This is a genomic window from Gordonia sp. (in: high G+C Gram-positive bacteria) (assembly GCF_047606305.1).
GTDB lineage: Bacteria > Actinomycetota > Actinomycetes > Mycobacteriales > Mycobacteriaceae > Gordonia.
Genome location: NZ_JASGER010000068.1, coordinates 1 through 23,525, shown reverse-complemented (window position 1 = coordinate 23,525; position 23,525 = coordinate 1). Strand labels below are relative to the sequence as shown.

At 69.6% G+C, this 23,525-nt stretch carries 17 protein-coding genes and 1 pseudogene; 2 read left to right on the top strand and 16 right to left on the bottom strand.

All coding sequences use genetic code 11. The features are described from left to right. Window positions 1–37: 37 nt before the first annotated feature. The 12 genes from QM634_RS10815 to lspA all read right to left on the bottom strand — a co-directional run bounded on the left by QM634_RS10815 (window position 38) and on the right by lspA (window position 15,275). On the bottom strand, window positions 38–1,198 hold the full coding sequence (locus QM634_RS10815) for an MlaD family protein (protein ID WP_415042788.1): 1,161 nt from the start codon (window positions 1,196–1,198) through the stop codon (window positions 38–40). Then, window positions 1,195–2,307: an MlaD family protein gene (locus QM634_RS10810; RefSeq protein WP_415042787.1), complete on the bottom strand. Its 1,113-nt coding sequence runs from the start codon at window positions 2,305–2,307 to the stop codon at window positions 1,195–1,197. Before QM634_RS10810 ends, QM634_RS10815 begins: the two co-directional genes overlap by 4 nt. After that, window positions 2,304–3,428 carry an MlaD family protein gene (locus QM634_RS10805; protein ID WP_415042786.1) on the bottom strand — a complete coding sequence of 375 codons (1,125 nt, stop codon included), beginning with the start codon at window positions 3,426–3,428 and terminating at the stop codon, window positions 2,304–2,306. Before QM634_RS10805 ends, QM634_RS10810 begins: the two co-directional genes overlap by 4 nt. Continuing rightward, window positions 3,422–4,438: an MCE family protein gene (locus tag QM634_RS10800; RefSeq protein ID WP_415042785.1), complete on the bottom strand. Its 1,017-nt coding sequence runs from the start codon at window positions 4,436–4,438 to the stop codon at window positions 3,422–3,424. Before QM634_RS10800 ends, QM634_RS10805 begins: the two co-directional genes overlap by 7 nt. Then, window positions 4,429–5,463, bottom strand: a complete 1,035-nt coding sequence (locus QM634_RS10795; RefSeq protein ID WP_415042795.1) for an MlaD family protein — start codon at window positions 5,461–5,463, stop codon at window positions 4,429–4,431. The genes QM634_RS10800 and QM634_RS10795 overlap by 10 nt, the downstream gene beginning before the upstream one ends. After that, a complete protein-coding gene (locus QM634_RS10790; protein ID WP_415042784.1) occupies window positions 5,445–6,866 on the bottom strand; it encodes an MlaD family protein in 1,422 nt (473 codons plus the stop codon). Before QM634_RS10790 ends, QM634_RS10795 begins: the two co-directional genes overlap by 19 nt. Before the next feature lie 3 nt (window positions 6,867–6,869). Beyond that, window positions 6,870–7,736 (bottom strand): MlaE family ABC transporter permease, encoded by an 867-nt coding sequence (locus QM634_RS10785; RefSeq protein WP_415042783.1) that lies wholly within the window; start codon window positions 7,734–7,736, stop codon window positions 6,870–6,872. 1 nt (window position 7,737) lies between these two features. Next, window positions 7,738–8,562: an MlaE family ABC transporter permease gene (locus QM634_RS10780; protein ID WP_415042782.1), complete on the bottom strand. Its 825-nt coding sequence runs from the start codon at window positions 8,560–8,562 to the stop codon at window positions 7,738–7,740. A gap of 180 nt (window positions 8,563–8,742) precedes the next feature. After that, complete coding sequence (gene ilvA, locus QM634_RS10775) at window positions 8,743–10,140, bottom strand: threonine ammonia-lyase IlvA (protein ID WP_415042781.1); 1,398 nt, start codon at window positions 10,138–10,140, stop codon at window positions 8,743–8,745. 13 nt (window positions 10,141–10,153) lie between these two features. Then, the gene (gene dnaE / locus QM634_RS10770; protein WP_415042780.1) at window positions 10,154–13,702 is read right to left on the bottom strand and encodes a DNA polymerase III subunit alpha; all 3,549 of its coding nucleotides are present in this window, start codon (window positions 13,700–13,702) and stop codon (window positions 10,154–10,156) included. A gap of 102 nt (window positions 13,703–13,804) precedes the next feature. Next, window positions 13,805–14,731 carry an RluA family pseudouridine synthase gene (locus QM634_RS10765; RefSeq protein ID WP_415042779.1) on the bottom strand — a complete coding sequence of 309 codons (927 nt, stop codon included), beginning with the start codon at window positions 14,729–14,731 and terminating at the stop codon, window positions 13,805–13,807. Next, window positions 14,724–15,275 carry a signal peptidase II gene (lspA, locus tag QM634_RS10760; protein WP_415042778.1) on the bottom strand — a complete coding sequence of 184 codons (552 nt, stop codon included), beginning with the start codon at window positions 15,273–15,275 and terminating at the stop codon, window positions 14,724–14,726. Before lspA ends, QM634_RS10765 begins: the two co-directional genes overlap by 8 nt. Window positions 15,276–15,354: 79 nt before the next feature. On the opposite strand from lspA, the gene QM634_RS10755 reads away from it, so the two are divergent. Continuing rightward, window positions 15,355–16,299, top strand: a complete 945-nt coding sequence (locus tag QM634_RS10755) for a hypothetical protein (protein ID WP_415042777.1) — start codon at window positions 15,355–15,357, stop codon at window positions 16,297–16,299. A gap of 26 nt (window positions 16,300–16,325) precedes the next feature. Here QM634_RS10755 and QM634_RS10750 read toward each other — a convergent pair whose 3' ends face one another. Next, window positions 16,326–16,919, bottom strand: a complete 594-nt coding sequence (locus QM634_RS10750) for a hypothetical protein (protein WP_415042776.1) — start codon at window positions 16,917–16,919, stop codon at window positions 16,326–16,328. A 148-nt stretch (window positions 16,920–17,067) separates the two neighbouring features. Here QM634_RS10750 and QM634_RS10745 point away from each other — a divergent pair, with 148 nt between their 5' ends. Then, entirely contained in the window at window positions 17,068–18,033 is a 966-nt protein-coding gene (locus tag QM634_RS10745; RefSeq protein WP_415042775.1) for an asparaginase domain-containing protein, read from the top strand. A 9-nt stretch (window positions 18,034–18,042) separates the two neighbouring features. Here the strand turns inward: QM634_RS10745 and QM634_RS10740 are convergent, their stop codons facing one another. The 3 genes and pseudogenes from QM634_RS10740 to QM634_RS10730 form a co-directional block, all read right to left on the bottom strand. Further along, window positions 18,043–19,413 (bottom strand): DNA polymerase IV, encoded by a 1,371-nt coding sequence (locus QM634_RS10740; protein WP_415042794.1) that lies wholly within the window; start codon window positions 19,411–19,413, stop codon window positions 18,043–18,045. A gap of 72 nt (window positions 19,414–19,485) precedes the next feature. Next, window positions 19,486–22,710 carry an isoleucine--tRNA ligase gene (gene ileS, locus QM634_RS10735; RefSeq protein WP_415042774.1) on the bottom strand — a complete coding sequence of 1,075 codons (3,225 nt, stop codon included), beginning with the start codon at window positions 22,708–22,710 and terminating at the stop codon, window positions 19,486–19,488. A 227-nt stretch (window positions 22,711–22,937) separates the two neighbouring features. Next, a pseudogene (locus tag QM634_RS10730) lies at window positions 22,938–23,525 on the bottom strand (hypothetical protein); the annotation flags it as partial.

Genomic DNA, 23,525 nt, shown 5'->3' with positions numbered 1-23,525 from the left:
CCGCCCCGCGCGAGCGGGACGGGTCGACTGGGTCACGCTATCGGTCCAGCGGGACGGTCCGCGCGTTGGGATCGAAATTCGGCGGTGGCCCGGCGGTGTCGTCCCCCTCGGGCCGCGGGGCGTTGGCCGCACCGCGGATCTGCTGGTTCGGATCCTCGGTGACGCAGTACAGGTTGTACGGAATCGTCAGCTCGAGCAACTGCGTCGGGCGCGACGGCGTGACCGGGTAGTTGCACGACGGCCGCGGGTAGAGCGACGCCATCGCCCACCACGCGCCGTGGTGGAACATCGCCATCGACTTGGCCGAGCCGTCACGCACCGCGGGGAGCAGCGCGGCGATCGCCGGTGCCCGGATGGCGCCCTGACGCGCCACCTCGCGGAACTGCTTGAGCACGTCGGTGACCGGGTCACGGATCTCGTTCAACGAACCGGTCAGGCTGCTGACCTGGGCGGGCCCGTCGCCGAGCAGCGTGCGCAGCTCCTTGTCGGAGGCCATCGCCGCGTTGATCACCGAGCTGCCGCCGCTGACCAACCGCTGCAGGTCGGGCTGGATGCCGCTGGTGGTGTTCAAGATCGCACCGGCGTTGTCGATCAGGTTCTGCGTTTGCGGCAGCACCTTGTACAGGTCGGTGAAGATGGTGCCGGCCGAGTCCAGCAGCAGGCGCAGGTCGTTGTTCTGGCGGTTGCTGAGGCCGATGTCGAGCTGCTCGAAGGTCGAGGCCAACTTCTGTGGGTCGACCTGGTCGACCACGTCCAGGGTCGTCTCCAGCATCTTCGGGAACGGCACCGCCACCGACGTCTGCGACGCCCGGATGGTGTCGCCGTTCTTGAAGTACGGTCCGTCGGTCGTCGCCGGCAGGAAGTCCACGAACTGCTCACCGGCGGCGGACAGTCCGCTGGCGCGCACGATCGCGTTGTGGTTGATCTTCACGCCGTTCTTGACCTTGACGCGGACCTCGACCATGTCGGGCTTGACCTGGATGTCCTCGATGTCGCCGATCCGCGCACCGCGCAGATTGACGTCGGAGGTCTTCTGCAGGCCGCCCGAGGTCGGGAACTGCACGTTCAGCGAATACGTGTCGGCGAACGGGCGCCAGCGCAGCGAACCGAACGACAGGTAGGCCAGACCGACGAGCATCACCAGGACCAGGGCGATGTTGCCGGCCAGGATCTTGTGCTTCTTGAGCGTGTCGATCATCCGCAGCACCCCTTCGTCGCGGTCAGCTGGGCGATGATGCGCGTCAGCGTCTGCTGCAGCGCGGCGGTGCCCTCGTCGAGGTCCTTCAGCTCCGGGAAGCGCGACGCGGCGTCGAAGCCGGTGCCCGGCGTCAGGTAGTAGACGCGCGTGCCGACGGTGGCCGCCGACGTCTTGGTCGTCTTGGCCCACTTCGGCAGCAGCAGGTGCAGGTTGTCCACGAGCGGACCGACGGTGTTGGTCGCCTCGTTGAGCCCCGACAGCGCGGTCGACAGCGAGTTCAGCAGGTCGAGGGTCTCGCCCTTGGTCGTGCCGAGGAAGTCGTTCGTCGCGGCGGTGACGCGGTTGGTCTTCTCCACCGTCGACAGGATCATCGACATCTGCGAGTTCACCGCGTTCACCGCGGCGGGCAACTTGGCGATCGCGGCCTGGATCTGCGGGCGGCCCGCGGCGATCTGCGCGGTGAGCCCGTCGGTCAGCTGCATCGACTTGTCGACCTGCGCCGCATTGACGTTGAGCCGCGTGATGGCCGTGGTGAAGCCACGGATCACACCGGCGAGGTCGTCGTGGTCCTGCGGGGTGGTGCCGACGGCCGCCGCCAGCTCGGTGACGATCGTCTGCAGCGAGCCGAGCGAGCCGCCGTCGACGGTCGCCGCGGCGGTCACGAGCAGGTCCTCGACCGTGGCGGCCGCACTCGTCTTGCCGCTGAGCTCGCCGCCGTCGGCGACCTGGGCACCGGCACCGGAGGTCGGCGGCTGCAGGGCGATGAACACGTCGCCCAGCGGGGTGGCCTGACGGAGCTCGGCACCGGTGTTGACCGGCAGCTTGGCGTTCTTGGCGACGGCCATCGTCACGATGGCGTGGTAGTCCTTCGCCTCGATGTTCGTCACCATGCCGACATCGGTGCCGTAGAGCCGGACCTTGGCGCGGGCCGGCAGGTTCAGCGCATTGTCGAAGGTCGTCTTGACCTTGATCGAGTCGCCGATGCCGCCGGGCACCGGCAGCGGGATCTGCTCGACGGTGAGGCCGGGCAGCCGACTGCAGCCGGACAGGGCCAACGTGGCGGTCACACCGACGATCGCCGCGGCACGCACGGATTTACGCGGGGTCATTTCATGAGCTCCAGGATCGCCGAGAAGATACCGAGGTCGGGACCGAAATCCTTCAGCTGACCGGTGCGGCAGCCGTTCTTCTGGAGGTTGATCGCCTCGCAGAAGCGGCTGAGCATCTGGTTGTCGACCAGCGACTTGTCCAGGAACACCTGGGCGCGCCAGGCGCCCTGCTCCTCGGAGATCGAGTTCGACAGGTTCTGGAACAGCAGCGGGCCGAGGTCGACCGTCTCCACGACCTGGCGCGAGTAGTCGCCGAGGTTCTCCGCGAGTGCCGCGAGCTTGGCGGTCGAAACGCTGATGTTCCCCGAGTTGTTCGCCAGCATCTCGGTGGTGTTGCGGAGCATCTGGTTGAGGTCGCCCATCGCGGCCACCAGACCCGGGGACTGGCGGTCGAGGGTGGCGGCCACGTCGGTCACCGAGCTGGAGAACTTGCGCATCTTCGGGTAGTTCGAGACCAGCTTCGTCGACAGCTCGTTGATCATCTTGATCAACTGGACCAGGGAGTCACCGTTGTCGGAGGCCAGCTTGCCGGCCTTGCTCATCTGCGTGACGGCCTCGGCGAAGCGCTGGCCGTTGTCGGCGGTGATGCCGTCGGCGAGTCCGAGGAACTCCGACAGCGGGCCCGAGCCCTTGCTGTCGCCGCCGAAGGCGTTCATCAGCTTGTCGACCGAGTCGAACAGCTCGGCGATCTCGACCGGCGCCTTGGTGTTCTTCACCGTGTCGCCGCCCTTGAGCTTCTCGCCCTCGGAGTACGCCGGGGAGAGCTCGATGTGGCGGGTCGTGACGATGGACGTGTTCACGATGGCGGCGGTCGCGTCCTTCGGGATCGCGATGCCCTTGTCCACCGTGAAGCGCACCTTGACGCGCTTGCCCTCCGGCTCGATCTTGGTGATCCGACCGACCGGCATGCCCAGCACCGCGACGTCGTTGCCGTGGTACAGACCGGCGACGCTGTCGAAGTACGCGGTCAGCTCGTAGGCCTGCCCGAACGTCGTCTGCAGGCCCTTGGGCATCATCGAGCACGACGTGGTGCCCAGCGCCGCGGCGAGCACCAGTGCCGCACCGGCGGTCGACCGGCGCCACTTGGCGCCGCCGTTGGTCTTTGCCTTCATCGTCAGCATCCGTCCACCACCCGGGCCGTGCACAGCCAGTTGTCCGGGAACAGGCCCCACGGCAGATAGCCGTTCGCGTAGGGACCGTCACCGGTGATGTTGACCGTCGCGCGCGCCGTGATCGGGAGGATCTCCAGCATCTTGCGCAGATTCGCGCGGTTCTTCTCCAGGCCCTGCGAGATGGTCTGGATGTTCGCCAGCATCGGCGCCAGCTGTCCGGCGTTCTGCTCGCCGATCGCCTGGGCCTCGCGCGTCAACGTCGCGATGCCGTCCAGCAGGCGGGTGACCAGGGCCTCGCGCGTCACGATCTTGTTGGCGAGCTGTTGGCCCTGGCCGATGATCGTGGCCAGCTGGACCTGGTTGTCGTCGACGATCGAGGTCACCTGCTTGGTGTCCTTGATCAGCTGGTTGATCTGGTCCTTGCGGCTGGTGATCACCTCCGACATGCGGGCCAGGCCGTCGATGGTCGGCCGGGCCAGCGCCGGGGTGCCGGAGAGCTGCTTGTTCAGGTCGGTCAGGCTCGACGACAGGTCGTCGGGGTCGACGCCCGCCAGGATCGGCGTGCCCGCCTCGATGGTCTTCTGCAGGTCGTAGGGCACGCGGGTGAAGCCGAGGGCGAAGTGGCCGTCCTTCAGCTTGTCCCCGGTGTCCCCCAGCGAGATGTCGACGTACCGCTGCCCGAGCAGCGTGGACATCTTGATCTCGGCGGAGCCGTTCGACTTGATGTCGACGTCCTTGTCGACCTTCATCGAGACGTTGACGTGCGCGGGGGTGTCGCCGTTGACGGGCACCAGCTTGGTGCCGGTGACCTCGCCGACGTCGATGCCGGCCACGCGGACCTTGTCCCCCGACCGGATGCCGCCCGCCTGCTCGAAGTCGCCGTCGACGGACTTCTTGCCGATGTGCGCGCCGGCGACCACGAAGACCGCGACCAGGGCCAGCACCAGCGCGAGAGCGCCGATGAGGCCGGTGAACAGTTGCGGCTTCTCGCGATACCTGGACTTGAAGCTCATCGGCATGCCTCCGAGTGGGCGGTTCCACCGAGTTTGTTCAAGATTCCCGGCGGAAGCAGGACGTCGCCGAACGTGATGTCGAGATCACAGGCGTAGATGTTCAGGTGGGCTCCCTGGCCCATGACCATCGGGAAGTGGCCGAGGAAGACCGGCAGCTCGACGGCGGCGCGATCCAGCTTCGAACCGAGTTGGATCAGCCGGTTCGTCGCGAGTGTCGCATCCTGGCCCGCCGACACGAGCGAGTCGTTGCCCTTGGCCAGGATGTCGCCGAAGCCGGCGGCGGTCTGCCCGACCTGGCTGACCACCTTGCCGAACGCGGCCGAATTGGAGTTCAGGCTCGCGATCAGATCGCCCAGACCCTTGGTGAGGTCCGACATCTGGCCGCCCTGCTTGGCCAGGTCGCTCATCACGCCGGACAGGTGCGCGACGATCGAACCGATCACCTGGTCGCGGTCGGCCATGTCGTTGGCCAGGTCGGAGATCTGACGGGTGGTGCTGGTCAGCGACACCTTGTCGCCCTGGAACACCGAGATCAGGCCGCTCGAGAGGCTGTTGATCTGCTCGGAGGTCAGGGTGTCGAAGAGCGGCTGGAACCCGGCCAGCAGGCGGGTGACGTCGAAGGAGTCCTCCGACTCCTGCCGCAGCGTCTGTCCCGACGGCAGCAGCGTGCGCGGCTGGCCGTCCACGAGGCTCAACTGGATGTACCGCTGGCCGATCAGGTTCTGGTACCGGATTGCAGCCTTGGTGGCGGCGTAGATCGGCTGGTTGCGGTCGACGGTGAAATCGACACGGGCCTGACCGTCGTCCAACTTGACCTTGCTGACGCGACCGACGCGGACGCCGGCCATGCGGACGTCGTCACCGTCGGCCAGCCCGGAGGCGTCGTGGAACACGGCGCTGTAGGAGTTGGTGCGGGTGGGTCCGGACCGCTGCAACGTCGACCAGATGGTGTAGGTCAGCAGCAGTGCGAAGACCGCGAACAGGGAGAAGCCGATCAGCGGCTTGCGGATGCTCATCGTCCTCCTTCCGATCCTTGCTGGTTACGGGTACCCGGCTTGCGGGTCGAGGGCTTGCCGGGGCGGTCGCCGCGGGCGGGCTTGTCGCCCGGCTGCAGCAAACCGCTCGGCTTGGCCTGGCCCGGCTTGCGACCGGGCTTGGGGCCGACCGAGTCGACCAGCGGGCCGAGCATGAGGATCTCGGCCGGCGACGGGTCGCGGCCCAGCATGGCGCGCAGCGTGGCGATGTCGGTGCCGGTGGTCACCGAACCCGCGGCGGCCATGCGCCGCATGCTCGGCGGGTAGATGGCCAGCGGACCCGAGCTCGTCGGGCCGGTGCCGGTGCCCGGGCCCACACAGCCGGGGCCGCGCAGCTGGCCGTACTTGCCGCCGTTGTACACCGGGCAGTTCTGGCGCGTGTAGCGCACGAAGGCGCTGAAGCTGATGCCCAGGTTCAGGCGCGCGTGGCCGTTGGCGCCGGTGAACACCGTCTGCACGCGTGCCGCCAGGCGGTTGAGCGCGACGACCGCGTCCGGCAGCGCGCGCGGCTCGAGGACCGCCGCACCGACGACCTGGCTCAGGTCGCTGACGAGGGTCTTGCCGACGTCGCCGTTGGCCGCGAACAGGGCCTGTGCCTCATCGGTGACGCCCTGCGCCGCCGACAGCATCGCGGCGATGTTGTTCTGGTTCTCGGCGACGGTCGCGGCCGGCACCACACTCTTGCCGAGCGCGTCCAGCAGCTGGGGAGCCGACTTGGACAGGCCCGCGACCGTCCGGTTGAAGTCGTCGAATCCCGGCGGGGCGCCCGTCGGGAACAGGGCGTTGAGCTGCTCGAAGTACTCGCGCAGCGACTCGGAGAACATGGCGAAGGTCGTGCCGCCGCCGCGCATCGCGTCGGCGATCGAGCCCAGCACCGAGGCCAGCTGCTCGGGCGGGACCGACCGCATGATGTCGCGCAGCTGGTTCTGCGCGTCCTGCAGCGCCAACGTCTCCTTCGACGTGTCCTCGTCGATCGTGGCGTCGGCCTTGATCGCCTGGACGGTCTGGGTGTCCGACGGCGGGGTGAGCTCCACCGAGTTCACGCCGAACAGGTTCGACGGCACGGTGCGCGCCTTGACGTTGCCGGGGATCCCGGCTGCCTGCTTGGGGTCGAGGTTGATCTTCACCAGGCGCAGGTCCTCGCCGGAGTCCCCGTCGACCGGCGTGACGCCCTTGACCTGGCCGACGATGAAGCCGTTGTAGCGCACGTCCGCGGCGCTGACCAGGCCGTCTCCGACGTCCTTGAGTTTGGCGGTGACCGGCACGACCTTGTCGAACTTGCCCTCGTACCGCAGCGCCAGCACGGTGAAGAGCAGCGCCAAGATGGCGAGGAAGGCCGCACCGCGCAGCACGTAGCTGCTCAGCGAGGGGTTGCGCCCCGACGTATCGATGAATGGCATCTGTTACCCCGAAATCCTGATTCCGGCCGACGTGCCCCAGAAGACCAGGGTCATCACCAGGTTCGCGAACACGATCACGATGATCGCCAAGCGGATCGCGTGGCCGGCGGCCACGCCGACGCCCTCGGGGCCGCCGCTGGCGAAGTAGCCGTAGTAGCACTGGATGAAGGTCGTGAGGAGGACGAACACGACGACCTTGATGAAGGACTTCACCATGTCGCCGGACAGCAGGAACTGCTGGAAGTAGTACAGGTAGGTGCCGTCGCCCTGCCCGCTCTGCAGCTGGAACATCAGCTGTGCGGCGAGGTAGTTGGCCGCCAGCGCGACCGCGTACAGCGGGATGATCGACAGGACCGCCGCCATCATGCGCGTGGTGACCAGGTACGGCATCGGCCGGATGGCGATGGCCTCGAGCGCGTCGATCTCCTCGCTGATGCGCATCGAACCCAGCTGGGCGGTGAACCGACAGCCCGCCTGGGCCGTGAACGCGGTCGCCGCCAGCAGGGGCGCGATCTCACGGGTGGTCGCGAACGACGAGATGGCACCGACCACCGGGTCCATGCCCAGCAGGTGCAGGGCCGTGTAGCCCTCGATGCCGACGGTCGCACCGCCCATGATGCCCAGGATCAGCATCACTCCGACGGTGCCGCCGCCGACCACGATCGCACCGTTGCCCCAGGCGATGTCGGCGAGCAACCGCCAGACCTCTTTGGAGTAGTGCTTGAAGGTCAGCGGCACCGCGCCGAGCGACTTCAACAGGAAGGTCAGCTGGTGGCCCATGCGCGCGAGCGCGTCGCGCGGACCGCGATAGGCGCCCTTCGCGATCTCGACCGGCCGGAGGACCGGCGGGGTATACCGGGAAGCGGTCACGTCACACCACCTTCGCCGGGACGATCAACGCGAACACCTGCGTGAGGGCGACGTTGATGGTGAACAGGAGGATGACCGAGTTGACCACCGCGGCGTTCACCGAGTCGGCGACGCCCGCCGGACCGCCGCGGGTCGTCAGGCCGCGATCACAGGCGACGATGGCCACGATCGCACCGAAGATGACGGCCTTGATCAGCGCGAACCACAGGTCGGCCGGTCCGGCGAAGGACGCGAAGGAGCCCGTGTAGGAGCCGGGCGTGCCGCCCTGCATGTAGACGTTGAAGACGTAGCCGGTGATGAAGCCGACGAAGCAGACGAAGCCGCAGAGGAGGAAGCTGACGACCATCGTCGCCAGCAGGCGCGGCGAGATCAGGCGCTGGATGGGGTTGACGCCCATCACCTTCATCGCGTCGATCTCCTCGCGGATGGTGCGGGAACCGAGATCGGCGGCGATGGCCGAACCGATGGCGCCGGCCATGATGAGCGCGGTGACCAGCGGCGCACCCTGGCGGATGACGCCGAGGCCGGTGGCCGCGCCGGCGAACGCGTTCGCACCGATCTGTCCGGCGATGTTGGAAACCTGAATCGACACGATGACGCCGATCGGGATGGCGACCAACAGCGTCGGGAACACCGAGGTGCTCGTCATGAAGGCACACTGCTTGATGAACTCGCCGAACGGGAACTGCCGCTTGGCGATATCGGTGAACAGCGTGCGGAACACCTCGACAAACATGCCGAGCTGTCGCCCAAAGGTGTCGAAAGAGGCGACGATGTGACCGTCCCACCACTTCCGCACCGCTGAGGCCCGCGGCGCGGGCTTCACCGGTGTCTCGGTATCCGGAGTACTTGTGACCACTCCCCTGCCTTCACTAGTGCTCGGTTCCGACACCCCCCAGGGCGCCGCGTGAGGCTCCTCCAGACATGCCTGGGCGGAGCCGACTCGTGAGTAATATACCGTGCCCGTCGACCATCATTGCGATTTGGGTCACATGTCCGGGTGTACTCAGGTCAGATAGCGGTACTCCGGCGAGTCGGGATCGAGTCGCTGACAGTGCAATCGCGACTGCTCCATCCGCTCGACGAGCGGCCCGAGGCCCTCCGGCGAGCCGAGTTCGACGCCCACCAGCGCCGCCCCGGTCTCCCGGTTGTTGCGCTTGACGTACTCGAACAGGGTGATGTCGTCGTCGGGGCCGAGTACCTCGTCGAGGAAGCGTCGCAGCGCCCCCGGCTCCTGCGGGAAGTCGACGAGGAAGTAATGCTTGATGCCGCGGTGGACCAGCGAGCGCTCGATGACCTCGCCGTAGCGGGACACGTCGTTGTTGCCGCCCGAGACCAGCACGACCACCGATGAGTCGGGGCCCAGGCCCGAGGCCGCGAAGTCGATCTCGTCCAGCGCGGTCGCCGCCAGGGCGCCCGCCGGCTCGGCGATGAGGCCCTCGTTCTGGTAGAGCTCCAGCATCGTCGAGCAGATGGCGCCCTCGTCGACCTGGGTGACGCGCAGCTCCCCGGCGGCCAGCGGCGCGCCCGGTGCGACCGTCCTGACCCGCGGGTCCGACGAGGCTTCAACCGCCCCGCCGGGGCGGCGGACCACCGACGGCGATTGCCCCGCGACCGCGGCGTGGCCCAGCGCGCCGATCCGGCGCACCGCGGCGCCGTCGACGAAGGAATCGATGTGGTCGAGGGTCACCGGCCGGCCGGCGAGCAGCGCGGCGGCCAGCGACGGCGCACCGGCCGGCTCGACGCCCAGGATCCGGGTGTCCGGATCGGTGGCGCGCAGATACGTCAGGACGCCGGTGATACAGCCGCCGCCGCCGACCGGGACGAGTGTCAGGTCGGGGGCGCCGCCCAATTGGTCGACGATCTCCCGACCGATGGTGCCCTGACCGGCCGCGGTGCGCGGGTCGTCGAACGGGTGGATCCACGCCGCGCCGGACTCGGCCGCCTCCGCCAGCGCGGCGGCCTGCGCCGCGTCGTAGGTGTCGCCGACCTTGACCAGTTCGACAAAGTCGCCGCCGTGCCAGACGATCCGGTCGCACTTCTGCTTCGGCGTGGTCGTGGGGACGTAGATGCGGCCCCGCACCCCCATGGTGCGACAGGCGAAGGCGACGCCCTGCGCATGGTTTCCGGCGCTGGCCGCCACCACGCCGCGCTCGAGGTCGGCCGCCTCGAGCTGGGCCATCACGTTGTACGCGCCGCGGATCTTGTACGACCGCACCGGCTGCAGGTCCTCGCGCTTGAGGTACACCGAAACGCCGTGGCGGACCGACAACCGCGAGCAGTACTCCAGCGGCGACACGATCGCGACGTCGGCCAGCCGGTCGGCCGCCGCGGCGATGTCCGCGACGGTCGGCAGGACGGGCTGCGGCGGGGTGTCGGGGCGGGTCGTCGGTGCGTCGGTCACGACGCCAATCGTCTCACGCGCCCAGGCAGGACGGGCCCAGCAGTGCCTTCAGGTCGCCCATGAGCGCCGACGACGGCGTCACGCGCAACCCCTCCGTCAGCCGCAGCACGGTCGAGCGCTGCTCGCTGACGAGGGTCACGTGGACGTCGGACGGCCCCGGATGGCGGCGCAGGACCTGTTTCAAGTCGCTGACACGGTCGGGCGTGCACATGCGCGCGCTGAGGGTCAGCGCCACCGGCCGGCTCCCGCCGGCGGCCTGCAGGTCGGGCACGGCGAGGTCGTTGGCCGCGATCATCAGCCCGTCGTCGCGCTGGGTCACGCTCGCGCGCACCAGCACGATGTTGTCCTGGGCGATGTCCATGCCGTAGGCGGCGTAGGCGCGCGGGAAGAAGTAGACCTCCACCCCACCGACGAGGTCCTCGATCGTCACCGCGGCGAAGGACTCGCCCTTCTTGGTGACGCGGCGGTTGACGCTGGAGATGATGCCGCCGATGGTGATCTGCGAGCCCGGCGCCACCTCGCCCTCGAGGATGCTGGTGATCGAGGTGTCGGTCTCGGCGGCGATGGCATGTTCGAGCCCGGCCAGCGGGTGCCCGGAGACGTAGAGCCCGAGCATCTCGCGCTCGAGCGCCAGCTTGTGCTTGGTCTCCCACTCCTCGTCGGGAACCTTCACCGCGAACACCTCGGCCACCGACTCGCCGCCGCCCATGTCGCCGAAGAGGTCGAACTGCCCCATCGCCTCGGCCTTCTTCGTGCCCAGCACCGAGTCGACGGCATCGGCGTGCACCAGGAACAGGCCCTTGCGCGGGTGGTCGAGCGAGTCGAAGGCACCGGCCTTGACCAGCGACTCGGTGACCTTCTTGTTGCAGGCCCCCACGTCGATCTTCGCCAGGTAGTCCGAGAAGCTGGTGAACTTCCCCTTCTCGGTGCGCGAGGCGATGATCGAGTCGACGACGCCGGCGCCGACGTTGCGGATCGCGGCCAGGCCGAAGCGGATGTCGGTGCCCACGGCCGCGAAGTTCGGTTGCGACTCGTTGACGTCCGGTGGCAGGACGGTGATGCCCATCTTGCGGCAGTCGGCCAGGTAGATCGCCGACTTGTCCTTGTCGTCGCCGACGGACGTGAGCAGACCGGCCATGTACTCGGCCGGATAGTTCGCCTTCAGGTAGGCCGTCCAGTACGAGACCAGGCCGTAGGCCGCCGCGTGCGACTTGTTGAAGGCGTAGCCGGCGAAGGGCAGGACCGTGTCCCACAGCGCCTTGATCGCGCCCTTGGAGAAGCCGTTCTCCTCCATCCCCTTGGCGAAGCCGTCGTAGGCCTCGTCGAGGACTTCCTTCTTCTTCTTACCCATGGCGCGGCGCAGGTTGTCGGCCTGCCCCATCGAGTAGCCGGCGACCTTCTGGGCGATCTGCATGATCTGCTCTTGGTAGACGATCAGGCCGAAGGTCTCGGCCAGGATCTCCCGCAGCGGCTCCTCCAGCTCGGGGTGGATCGGCTTGATCTCCTGGCGGCCGTTCTTGCGGTCGGCGTAGTCGTTGTGCGCGTTCATGCCCATCGGGCCGGGGCGGTAGAGCGCGCCGACGGCGATGATGTCCTCGAACGCGGTCGGCTGCATTCGGCGCAGCAGGTCGCGCATCGGCCCGCCGTCGAGCTGGAACACGCCCAATGTCTGGCCCCGCGCGAGCAGGTCGTAGGTCGCCGGGTCGTCCAGCGGCAACGCGTCCATGTTCAGGTCCATGCCGCGGTTGAGCTTGATGTTCTCCAGCGCGTCGTTGATGACGGTGAGGTTGCGCAGGCCCAGGAAGTCCATCTTCAGCAGGCCGATGGCCTCGCAGGACGGGTAGTCCCAACCGGTGATGATGGCGCCGTCCTGGGCGCGCTTCCACACCGGGATGGCGTCGGTCAGCGGGTCCTTGGACATGATGACCGCACACGCGTGGACGCCCGCGTTGCGGATCAGGCCCTCCAGGCCCAGGGCGGTGTCGTAGATCTTCTTGACGTCGGGGTCGGAGTCGATGAGGGCGCGCACCTCGGACGCCTCGCCGTACCGCTCGTTCTCCGGGTCCGTGATGCCGGCGACGGAAATGTCCTTGGCCATGATCGGCGGCGGCAGCGCCTTGGTGATCCGATCGGCGATGTTGTAGCCGGGCTGGCCGAATTGGACGCGCGCGGAGTCCTTGAGCGCGGCCTTGGTCTTGATGGTGCCGAAGGTGATGACCTGGGCGACCTTGTCCTCGCCCCACTTCTCGGTGGCGTAGCGCACCATCTCCCCGCGGCGGCGATCATCGAAGTCGATGTCGATGTCGGGCATCGACACGCGCTCGGGGTTGAGGAAACGCTCGAACAGCAACCCGTACGGCAACGGGTCGATGTTGGTGATGCCCAGCGCCCAGGCGACGATCGAACCGGCCGCCGAACCACGGCCGGGGCCGACGCGGATGCCCACCTCGTGGGCGTGGGCGATGAGGTCGCCGACCACCAGGAAGTAGGCCGGGAAGCCCATCTGGATGATGACGTCGAGCTCGTGGTTGGCGCGCTCGAGGTATTCCTGCGGCACGTCGCCGTCGGGGAACCGCCGCTCGCGCAGGCCGCTCAGGACCTCCTTGCGCAGGAAGGTCGCCTCGCTCTCCCCCTCCGGCACCGGGAACACCGGCATGCGGTCGCGGTGGGTGAACACGTCCTCGTACGAGCCGACGCGCTCGGCGATCTCCAGCGTCGAGTCGCAGGCGCCGGGCACCTGCGCGTCCCACAGGTCGCGCATGTCCTTGGCGGACTTGAGGTAGTAGCCGTCGCCGTCGAACTTGAAACGGGTCGGGTCGGAGAGCGTCTTGCCGGTCTGCACGCACAGCAGCGCCTCGTGGGCGCCGGCGTCGGTCTGGGTGACGTAGTGGCAGTCGTTGGTGGCCAGCGGCTTGATACCCAGCTGGCGGCCGATCGCGAGCAGGCCGTCGCGCACCCGGCTCTCGATCTCGATGCCGTGCTCCATCACCTCGAGGTAGAAGTTGTCCGGTCCGAAGATGTCGCGCCACTTGGCGGCCGCCTCCAGCGCCTCGCGCTCCTGCCCCAGGCGCAGCCGCGTCTGGACCTCGCCAGACGGGCAGCCGGTGGTCGCGATGATCCCCGACGAGTACTCGGCGATCAGCTCGGCATCCATGCGCGCCCACTTGCCGAGCTGGCCCTCGATCGAGGCGAGCGACGACAGCTTGAACAGGTTGCGCAGGCCGGTGACGTTCTCGGCGACCATCGTCATGTGCGTGTACGAACCACTGCCGGCCACGTCGTCCGAGCGCTGGTCGCGCGTGCCCCACTGCACGCGCTTGGTGCTGAACCGCGACTCGGGCGCGATGTAGGCCTCGATGCCGATGATCGGCTTGATGTCGTGCTTGACCGCGACGTTGTAGAACTCGCTGGCCCCGAACATGTTTCCGTGGTCGGTCATGCCGAGCGCACTCATCCCGAGTCGCTGCGCCTCGGCAAACAGCGGACCGACCTTCGCCGCACCGTCGAGCATCGAATACTCGGTGTGGTTGTGCAGGTGGACGAAGGAGGAGGAGTCGGTCACGGCGTCCACTTTAGGACCCCGGTCCGACACCGGTCGGGCGCCACGCCAAGGCGTGATTCATGAGGCTGGAGTGACAGCGGCGAGCACCGCCGACGACCGTCGTCAGCCCTCCCGCAACACGTCCAGCGCGTGCTGCAGATCGTCCGGGTAGTCACTGACGAAGCGCACCTCGCGGCCGTCGGCGGGATGGGCGAAGGCCAACTCCCGCGCGTGCAACCACTGGCGGTCCAGGCCGAGCCTGGTGGCGAGCACCGGGTCGGCTCCGTAGGTCGGATCACCGCAGCAGGGATGGTGCAGCGCGGAGAAGTGCACGCGGATCTGATGGGTGCGCCCCGTCTCCAGGTGCACGTCCAACAGCGAGGCGGCGGCGAACATCTCCACCGTGTCGTAGTGGGTGACCGACGGCTTGCCGTGCGCGGTCACCGCGAACCGCCAGTCGCTGCCGGGGTGCCGCCCGATCGGCGCGTCGATCGTGCCCGACGGCGGATCGAGGTGGCCCTGCACCAGCGCGTGGTAGCGCTTCTCGACGGTTCGATCCCGGAAGGCGCGCTTGAGGACGGTGTAGGCGTGCTCGGAGACGGCGACGACCATCAGCCCCGACGTCCCGACGTCGAGCCGTTGGACCACACCCTGGCGCTCGGCGGCGCCGGAGGTGGATATCCGGAATCCGGCGGCGTCGAGCGCGCCGACCACCGTCGGGCCGGTCCAGCCCTGGGACGGGTGCGCGGCGACGCCGACCGGCTTGTCGACCACGATGATGTCCGAGTCGTGGTACACGACGGTCAGGTCCTCGACCGGCGTCGGCTCGACCCTGAGTTCCTGTGCGGGGGCCGGCAGCAGCACGTCGAGCATCGCCCCGGCGGGAAGCTTGTCGGACTTGCCGACCGCCACCCCGTCGACGGTGATGTCGCCGGCCGCGGCGAGCTCGGCGGCGACGGTCCGGGAGATCCCGAGGATCCGCGCCACCCCCGCGTCGACCCTCATCTGCGCCACCCCGTCGGGCACGGGCAGCGTGCGCGACTCACGCACGGGCGTCGCCGGCCTCGTCGGACGTCTCGATTCCCGCCCGCCGGGCGGCCCATCCGCTGCGCCCGCCGTCGTAGTCATAGCCCGCGACGGTGAGCAACACGAGCAGCACCGCACCGCAAACGACCGCCGAGTCGGCCACGTTGAACACGGGCCACCAGCCGATCGCGATGAAGTCGACGACGTGTCCGTGCAGCGGTCCGGGCGAGCGGAACACCCGGTCGGTGAGGTTGCCCAGCGCACCGCCGAGGACCAGGCCCAGACCCAGGATCCACCAGGCCGAGCGCAACCGGCCGGACAGCCGCACGATCACGACGACCACCACGATCGCGACGATGGTCAGCACCCAGGTGTAGCCGGTGGCCATGGAGAACGCCGCCCCGCTGTTGCGCAGCAGGAGCAGCCGCGCCCAGTCGGTGTGGAAGAGGTGCACCGGATCGCGCCCCTCCAGCGCCGACACCGCCCACGTCTTCGTGAGGACGTCGACCACCCAGACCGCGACGGCGGTCCCCAGGACGGCCAGCGTCGTCACCTTTCGTTTCTGCACGTCGACCAGCGTACTGGGCGCCGGGCCGCCGTCCGATCCGCCCTGCCGGGGCCCGCCGCGCCCCCAGTACGCTGGGCCCGTGCCCGCCCTGATCCCCTCCCGCGCCGTCGTGGTGCCGCTCGTCGGGGTGCTCGCCCTGTCTCTCGCGGCCTGCGGTGGCGACGGCCCGCGCGACGACGGGCCGTGTGCCACCGCGCTCAGCACCGCCGACGCGACGGCGCGACCGATCCCGCTCGCCCAGGCGACCGTCGAACTGCTCTCCGGCGGCGACGCCCCGCAATCGCCGCTGCGCGCCGCCCCCGACCGCACCTCCCCGCAGCGGGTGCGCGCCACCGCCACGACCACGGTGCTCTCCCGCGTGGCCGGGCAGACCGACGACGAGGCCGCCTCGCGCGAGGACCAATCGGTGACCCTCGCGCTGACCGCGCGCCGGCACTGCACCGACGAGAAGGACGCCGCGCTGCGCCTCGACGAGGTGTCCTCCACCGACGCCGCGCTCTCGGGCGACCTCGGCAAGGATTCCGGTTCGCGCGGCGGCCTGACCCTGGGCGACGGGCACGTCCCGGTGTCGCTGCGACTGTGGCCGAACCGCGATGCGTCGACGACCGCACGCGCCGTCGTGGAGAACACGTTGGCGACCGCACTGCAGAACATCGTCGCGCTGCCCGACCAGCCGGTCGGTCCGGGGGCCACCTGGCGGGTGACCCGCACGGTGCTCGGCGCGACGACGCTGCACCAGACCGTCACCGCCGTCCTGACATCGCGTTCCGGGGACGTCGCCGACATCGACGTCACCGTCGACGAATCACCCACCGGGTCGGACTACACCGTGCCGGGCACTGCCAAGACTCTGCAGATCGCGCGGTACAGCGCCCTGGGCCGCGGCAGCGTCCGCCTCGACCTGCGCCGCGTCCTGCCGATCGACGGCTCACTGGACGTGCGCGGCGCCCGCGAGTTGGTGGGCGCCGACGCCGCCAAGCCCCTGGTGCAACAAACCCGCTACCAGCTCTCCTGGAGCCGGTAGCGGGTTCGTCGTGCTGCGGTCGGGGATCAGCCGGCCGGGACCGGGCGCGGCCGCGGCTTGTGCGGGGTCGCCGGGGCCGGGCACATCGCCGTGCGGACGTTGTTGCCGGTGACCAGCGGACACACGGTGCTGCGGGCCAGCTTCCAGCGGCCGCCGACGAAGACGATGCCCGCCTCGGCCTTGGCCGGCGGATTGTCGCCGATCTTCACCTGGACCTTGACCGTGGCCTTGCGCGGCCCGGCCGGGATCACCGGCGGGAAGATCTTGTAGGTGGCGTCCGGGTTCTCCTTGCGGGCCTGGACCAGCTTGTCGAAGACGCCGGGGTCGCGCTCGGAGCCCTCGACCAGCTTGGTCTTCTCCGAGTTCGGCACCGACGGGTCGAGCGCCATCTGGAGCATCTCGTTGAGCACGGCGATCTTCGGCGGGCGCTTCGGATCGGTCACGCCCGTCAGGTGGTAGTTGCCGGCGGCCGCGGGGGCCGGGGCCGACGACTCGACCGAGCTGCTCAGCGGCGGCAACTCCGGGGCGTCCGAATCCCCGCCACCACAGGCGGCGACGGACAGCGCCATGCCGGCGATCACTGCACCGGCGACAATCTTCGGAAGTTTCACAGTTCCCATTCCTTTTCTGCGTAACGGCACCCATGCGTGCGCCACTATCTCAAAGCCCGCAACGAGGCTAGTCCACACGACCCGGGTATTCGGCGATCGCACAGTCAACACGCCGTCAACGCTTGACCACGACGGTTGGTTCCCACACGCTAGACCAATGGGGCGCAAACGGGTGGTGCTCATCACCACCGGCGGCACGATCGCCGCCCACCAGACGGTCGGCGGTGCCGTTCCGGTGCTGCACTCCGACGATCTCGTGGACCTGGTCCGAGGACGGTTTGACCAGGTCAGCGGCATCGAGCCCCCGGAGATCACGACCGTCGACCTCATGACGAGGGATTCCTCGGCGTTGCGCACGAGTGATCAATTCATCATCGCGACGGCCGTTGTGGGCGCCCTGGCCGACTCGGAGGTCGACGCCGTCGTTGTGACACACGGCACCGACACCATGGAGGAGACCGCCTTCCTCGTCGACCTCTATGCGCACGATCGGCGACCGGTCGTGTTCACCGGCGCCCAGCTGCCCAGCGACGACCCGGAGGCCGACGGGCCGGCCAACATCGCCGCCGCCCTCGCCTGTGCCGTCGACCCGGACTCCGCCGGGCGCGGTGTGCAGGTCGTCGTCGGCGGGGGGCGCCAGCCGGTGCGCGGGCTGTTCAAGGCCAGCACCGAGGCCCTGGCGGCCTACGACGTGGTGCACCCGGGGATGGGGCGTCCGCTGGTCGACCTGCCGGTCCCGTCGGGCCGCACGTCGCGCGTCGACACCATCGCCCTCTACCCCGGCGTGAGCCCGGGCACCATCGCGGCCGCGGTCGCCCAGAACGCCGCGGGCATCGTGCTGTCGGCCACCGGGTCGGGCAACACCCACCCGGACATCACCGCGCAGGTGTCCCTCGCGGTCCAACAGGGGGTGACGGTCGTGGTCAGCACGCGTGTCCCCTACGGCCGGGTGACGGCCCGCTACGGCGGTGGCGGCGGTGCCGTGGACCTCGCCGCGGCCGGGGCGATCGTCTCCGAGTGGCTGCGCGCACCGCAAGCCCGGATGGCGCTGATCGCGCTGCTCACCGCGGGTGCGACCCGCGACGAGATCACCGACTTCTTCACCCGCTCCGGTCCCGCCTGAGCGCCGGGCTCACCCCTCCCAGGCGAGCGAGTCGAGCGGGTCCGCCGGACGAAGGCGCTCGTCGGGCAGGGTGAACGTCCGCGCCGGCCCCGGACCGGTGACGCGGGTCTCGAACCGCACCGTGACGACGCCGTGGCCGGTCCCCTGCACCCAGCCGTGCCCGTACTCGTCGTGGTGGACGTCGGAGCCGGTCGCGAACGGCTCGGTCTGCTCGGGCCCGGTGGTCTCGTCCGACCCGGTCGGCGGTTCGTCGGCGTCACCGGCGCGCACGAGTACCCCAGCGCCGTCGAAGGCACTGTCGAAATCCTCTTCGGCCGGGTCGGGGGTGGTCGGCGCAGCCCCGTCCGGGCTGTCGAAGAGGGTGAACTGCTCGGCCACGGTCAGGCCCGAGTAGCCGACCCCGACGAGTCGGATCGGACCGATCTCCAGGGGGTCGAGGGCGAGGCGCTGGGCCGCCGAGGTCAGGTCCTCGAGGTCGGTGGTCCCGACCGCCAGGGTGACCGATCGAGTCAACACCGACATGTCGGACCGCTTGAGTTTGAGCACCACCGTCCGCGCCATCCGCCCATCGGCCACCAGTCGCCGATGCGCATCGGCGGCGGCCCGGGAGATCTCGGCGCGCAGCGCGTCCAGCGCGACGAGGTCGACCGCCAGGGTCGTCTCCGAGCTGATCTGTTTGGCCTCGGCGCGCTCGTGAACGGGACGGTCGTCGACGCCGCGGGCGAGCGCGTGCAGCGCGAGCCCGACCTTCGACCCCAGCACGGACGCGGCCTCACTCGGTGCGAGTGCCGCGAAGTCCCCGATCGTCTCGATGCCGAGGCGGGCGAGCTTGTCACCGGAGACCGGGCCGATCCCCCACAGCTTGCGCACCGGCAGTCCGTGCAGGTACTTCAGCTCCCGCGACGGCTCGATGGCCAGCACCCCGTCGGGTTTGGCGCCGCCCGAGGCGATCTTGGCGATCTGCTTCCCGCTGCCCAGCCCGACCGAGGCCGTGAGACCGGTGCTCTCCCGGATCCTCGCGCGCAGGTCCTCGGCGAAGGCCACGGCATCCGCGACACCCGCACCGACCAGCTCGACCGGCTCGCCGAAGGCCTCGTCGAAGGAGAGCATCTCGATCACCGGGATCGCCTCGCGCACGGTGTCGAAGACCCGCCCGCTGGCGACGCGGTACACCGCACCGCGCGGCGGCACGACGACCGCGGTGGCCCCGATGAGCCGGCGCGCCTGGTGCATGGGCATCGCCGAGCGCGCGCCGTACGCGCGGGCCTCGTAACTGGCACCGGCGACCACCCCTCGACCTCCCCGTCCACCGACGAGGACCGGCCGACCGCGCAGCGTCGGACGGGTGAGCTGCTCCACCGACGCGAAGAACGCATCCATGTCCAGGTGCAGCACCCACCGGGCGCTGGTCTCCGATCCGCCGTCGGCGGTCGCGCGGTCGCCCACCGGCGGCTAGGCCTTGCGGATGTCCGCGGTCACGCCGTCGCCCAATTCGATGGCCCCGCCGCCGCCGTCGCGGTCCACCTCGAACTCGACGGCGAGCACCTCGTCGGCGATCAGCGCGGCGTGCTCGCGAGCGGTGTCCACCCGATCGGCGGGCACGACTAGGCGCACCACGATCCGGTCGGAGATGTCCAGGTCCAGCTCGCGGCGGGCCTCCTGCAGCTCGCGGACGCGGTCCTTGGCCCAGCCCTCGGCCTCCAACTCCGGGGTGACCGTCGTGTCCAGGACCACCAGGCCGGTGCCGCCGGGGAGCTCGGCGGTCGAGTCCGGCGCGGTGGCGACCAGCTTGCGCGTGTACTCGCCGTCCTGCAGCTCGATGCCGTCGGCGACGACGACGTCGGTGCCGTCCGCGCCGGGCACGACCTCCCAGTCACCCGACTTGACCGCCTTGATCACCCGCTGGACGTCCTTGCCCAGCCGGGGGCCGGCGGCGCGCGCGTTGACGACGACCTCGCTGCGGCCGAATTGCGCCGGATCGTCGTGCAGGACAACCGATTTCACGTTCATCTCGTCGGCGATCAGGTCGGTGTACGGCGCCAGCCGCTCGGCGGTCGGGGCGGCGATCGTCAGCTGCGGCAGCGGCAGGCGCACGCGCAGCTTGTTCGCCTTGCGCACGCTCGAGGTCACCGAGCACACCGCCCGCACGTCGTCCATCGCGGCCACCAGGTCGGTGTCACGCGGCAGCTCGTCGGCGCTCGGCCAGTCGGTCAGGTGGACCGACCGCTCGCCGGTCAGGCCCCGCCAGATCGCCTCGGTGGCCAACGGCAACAGCGGCGCGGCGAGCCGGCTCGCGACCTCCAGCACCGTGTAGAGCGTGTCGAACGCGGCCGGGTCCTCGTCCTGGCCCGCCCAGAACCGCGCCCGCGACCGACGGACGTACCAGTTGGTCAGCGATTCGCAGAACTCGCGGAAGGAATCGCACGCCCCGGAGATGTCATAGGTCGCCAGCGCCTCGGTGATCTCGTCACGGGTCTGCGCCAGCTTCGCCAGGATGTAGCGGTCCAACACGTTGTCGGAGTCGGTGCGCCACGTGGCGGACCGCTCGGCGTAGAGCTGCAGGAAGCTGTAGGCGTTCCACAGCGGCAGCAGCGCCTGGCGCACCCCCTCCCGGATGCCCTGCTCGGTGACGACGAGGTTGCCGCCGCGCAGGATCGGGCTGGCCATCAGGAACCAGCGCATCGCGTCCGAGCCGTCGCGGTCGAAGACCTCGTTGACGTCGGGGTAGTTGCGCTTGGACTTGCTCATCTTCTGGCCGTCGTTGCCCAGCACGATGCCGTGCGCGGAGACGTTGCGGAAGGCGGGCCGGTCGAAGAGCGCGGTGGCCAGCACGTGCAGGTTGTAGAACCAGCCGCGGGTCTGCCCGTTGTACTCGACGATGAAATCGCCCGGGTTGTGCGCGATTTCACCAGTGGTCGGGTCGCCGTCGAACCAGTCCCGGTTCTCGAACGGGTAGTGCACCTGGGCGTACGGCATCGAGCCGGACTCGAACCAGCAGTCGAGCACCTCGGGGACGCGGCGCATCGTGGACTTGCCGGTCGGGTCGTCCGGGTTCGGCCGCGTGAGCTCGTCGATGTGCGGCCGGTGCAGGTTGTCCGGGCGCACCCCGAAATCGCGCTCCAGCTCGTCCAGCGAGCCGTAGACGTCGACGCGCGGGTGCTCCGGGTCGTCAGACACCCACACCGGGATGGGCGCGCCCCAGTAACGGTTGCGGCTGATGTTCCAGTCGCGGGCACCCTCGAGCCATTTGCCGAATTGGCCGTCGCGGATGTGCGCGGGAGTCCAGTTGATCTCCTGGTTCAGCTCGACCATCCGGTCGCGGATCTTGGTCACCGCGACGAACCAGCTGGGGACCGCCATGTAGATCAGCGGCTGACCCGAGCGCCAGGAGTGCGGGTAGGAGTGCTCGATCGTCTCGTGCCGCAGCACCCGGCCGGCCGCCTTGAGGTCCTTGATGATCGCCGGATTCGCGTCGAAGACCATCTGCCCCTCGTAGGGCGGCACCTCGGCGGTGAACCGGGCCCCCTCGTCGAGCGGGCGCACGACCTCGATGCCGTTGGCCGTCGCGACGTCCATGTCCTCCTCGCCGAAGGCCGGCGCGAGGTGGACGATGCCGGTGCCCGAGTCGGTGGTGACGTAGTCGGCCAGCAGCACGCGAAAGCGTCGGGATGAACCGTGGCCATTCGACCCGCTCGCCTCGCTCCCGGCGTCGGTGAAGAAGTCGAACGGCGGCGTGTACGACAGCCCCGCGAGCTTCTCACCGCGGTAGGTGCCGAGCGTCTCGGTCTCCCCCAGCTCGGCGCCGTAGCCGCCGAGCAGCGGCGTGGCCAGGAGGTACTCCTCGCCGTTCTCGGCGCGCACGTGGCTGTACTCGACATCCGGGTGCACGGCGATCGCCAGGTTCGACGGCAGCGTCCACGGCGTCGTCGTCCAGATGAGGGCGTTCACGCCGTTCAACGCGGCGAGGTCGCCGGTGGCGGAGAGCGGCATCGTCACGGTGAGCGCGGGGTCCTGGCGCATCTTGTAGGCGTCGTCGAGCTTGGACTCCTGGTTGCTCAGCGGGGTCTGCTCGTACCAGGAGTACGGCAGCACCCGGTAGCCCTGATAGACCAGGCCCTTGTCGTAGAGCTCCTTGAACGCCCACATGACCGACTCCATGAAGTCGAGGTCGAGCGTCTTGTAGTCGTTGTCGAAGTCGACCCACCGCGCCTGCCGGTGCACGTAGGTGCGCCACTCGCCGGTGTACCGCAGCACCGAGTCGCGGCAGTACTCGTTGAACTTGTCGACGCCCATCTTCTCGATCTGGGACTTGTCGGTGATGCCGAGCTGCCGCTCGGCCTCCAACTCCGCGGGCAGGCCGTGGGTGTCCCAGCCGAAACGGCGCTCGACCCGCTTGCCCAGCATCGTCTGGAAGCGCGGCACGACGTCCTTGACGTAGCCGGTGAGCAGGTGGCCGTAATGCGGCAGGCCGTTGGCGAAGGGCGGACCGTCGTAGAAGACGAACTCGGGTGCGTCGGCGCGATTGGCGATGGAGGCGGCGAAGGTGTCGTCGGCGTCCCAGTAGTCGAGCACGGACTGCTCGATGTCGGGGAACCGCGGCGCCCGCGGGGTGCCGCCGGTCAGGTCGACAACGGGATACGGTCGGGACTGGTCGGTCGTCGCGTCGTGCGCCGCCATGGCGGGTGCCTCCGTGCTCGTCACTGCACGGGGACGGCGCCGGCTCGGTCGGCCGGTCGTCGCGGTACCACCCCGCTTGCCGATCGCCCACCCGGGACGGGGGACGATGGCCACTCGCTCATCGGGCTGTGACGGGCCCGGACCCGCTCGGTTCTACTGGGGACCGCCGGTCCCGTTCTTCCGAGTGCTCCCCGGTGATGGCCGGATCATCGCGTTGCCCAGTTTAGTCAGTCCTGCGGCGGACGCCAATTCGGATTCAGCGGGTCGCGGGGCGACTCGCCGCGCGGACGACGACGACGCGGCGGCGTGGGCGGCAGGTCGTTGACGTGGGCGATCGCCTCGCGGGACTCGTCGGTCACCAGACCGGGCGTCGGCGGGATCGACGACTCCCAGCGGATCCCCGGGGGCTCGGGCGCGTCCGCCTCGGCCGGTGTCGGCTCACCGACGACGACGGGCACCGATCCGGTGGTCTCGATTCGCGGGATGGACCCGGTCGACGTCACATAGTCGCGCAGGTCGCCGACGCGACCGGCGGCCGTCGGCTGCGGCGTCGGCGCTGCCGGGGGCGCCGGTGCTGCGGGGGTCGGAGTGGGCTCGGGCGCAGCCGGCCGGTAGGTCGACGGCGGAGTCGGCGCGGGCGGTGCCGAATAGTCCGGTGCCGGCGGGGCCGGCGGTGCATAGGTCGGCGCGCCGGCCTCGGCCGGGTCGGAGACCGTCGGCATGGTGAACGCGGCGCCGGAAACGACGCCGTCCGGCTCCCCCGCGGCGGGCTCGGCGGGCGGGGCCGGGGTGCGCCCCCGAGCCGCAGCGCACCC

What these genes read in the sequence shown, in the direction of transcription:
- QM634_RS10815 (WP_415042788.1), bottom strand. Translation starts at nt 1,198, where the DNA reads ATGATCGACACGCTCAAGAAGCACAAGATCCTGGCCGGCAACATCGCC.
- QM634_RS10810 (WP_415042787.1), bottom strand. Translation starts at nt 2,307, where the DNA reads ATGACCCCGCGTAAATCCGTGCGTGCCGCGGCGATCGTCGGTGTGACC.
- QM634_RS10805 (WP_415042786.1), bottom strand. Translation starts at nt 3,428, where the DNA reads ATGCTGACGATGAAGGCAAAGACCAACGGCGGCGCCAAGTGGCGCCGG.
- QM634_RS10800 (WP_415042785.1), bottom strand. Translation starts at nt 4,438, where the DNA reads ATGCCGATGAGCTTCAAGTCCAGGTATCGCGAGAAGCCGCAACTGTTC.
- QM634_RS10790 (WP_415042784.1), bottom strand. Translation starts at nt 6,866, where the DNA reads ATGCCATTCATCGATACGTCGGGGCGCAACCCCTCGCTGAGCAGCTAC.
- QM634_RS10750 (WP_415042776.1), bottom strand. Translation starts at nt 16,919, where the DNA reads ATGGGAACTGTGAAACTTCCGAAGATTGTCGCCGGTGCAGTGATCGCC.
- QM634_RS10745 (WP_415042775.1), top strand. Translation starts at nt 17,068, where the DNA reads ATGGGGCGCAAACGGGTGGTGCTCATCACCACCGGCGGCACGATCGCC.
- QM634_RS10740 (WP_415042794.1), bottom strand. Translation starts at nt 19,413, where the DNA reads ATGGATGCGTTCTTCGCGTCGGTGGAGCAGCTCACCCGTCCGACGCTG.
- ileS (WP_415042774.1), bottom strand. Translation starts at nt 22,710, where the DNA reads ATGGCGGCGCACGACGCGACGACCGACCAGTCCCGACCGTATCCCGTT.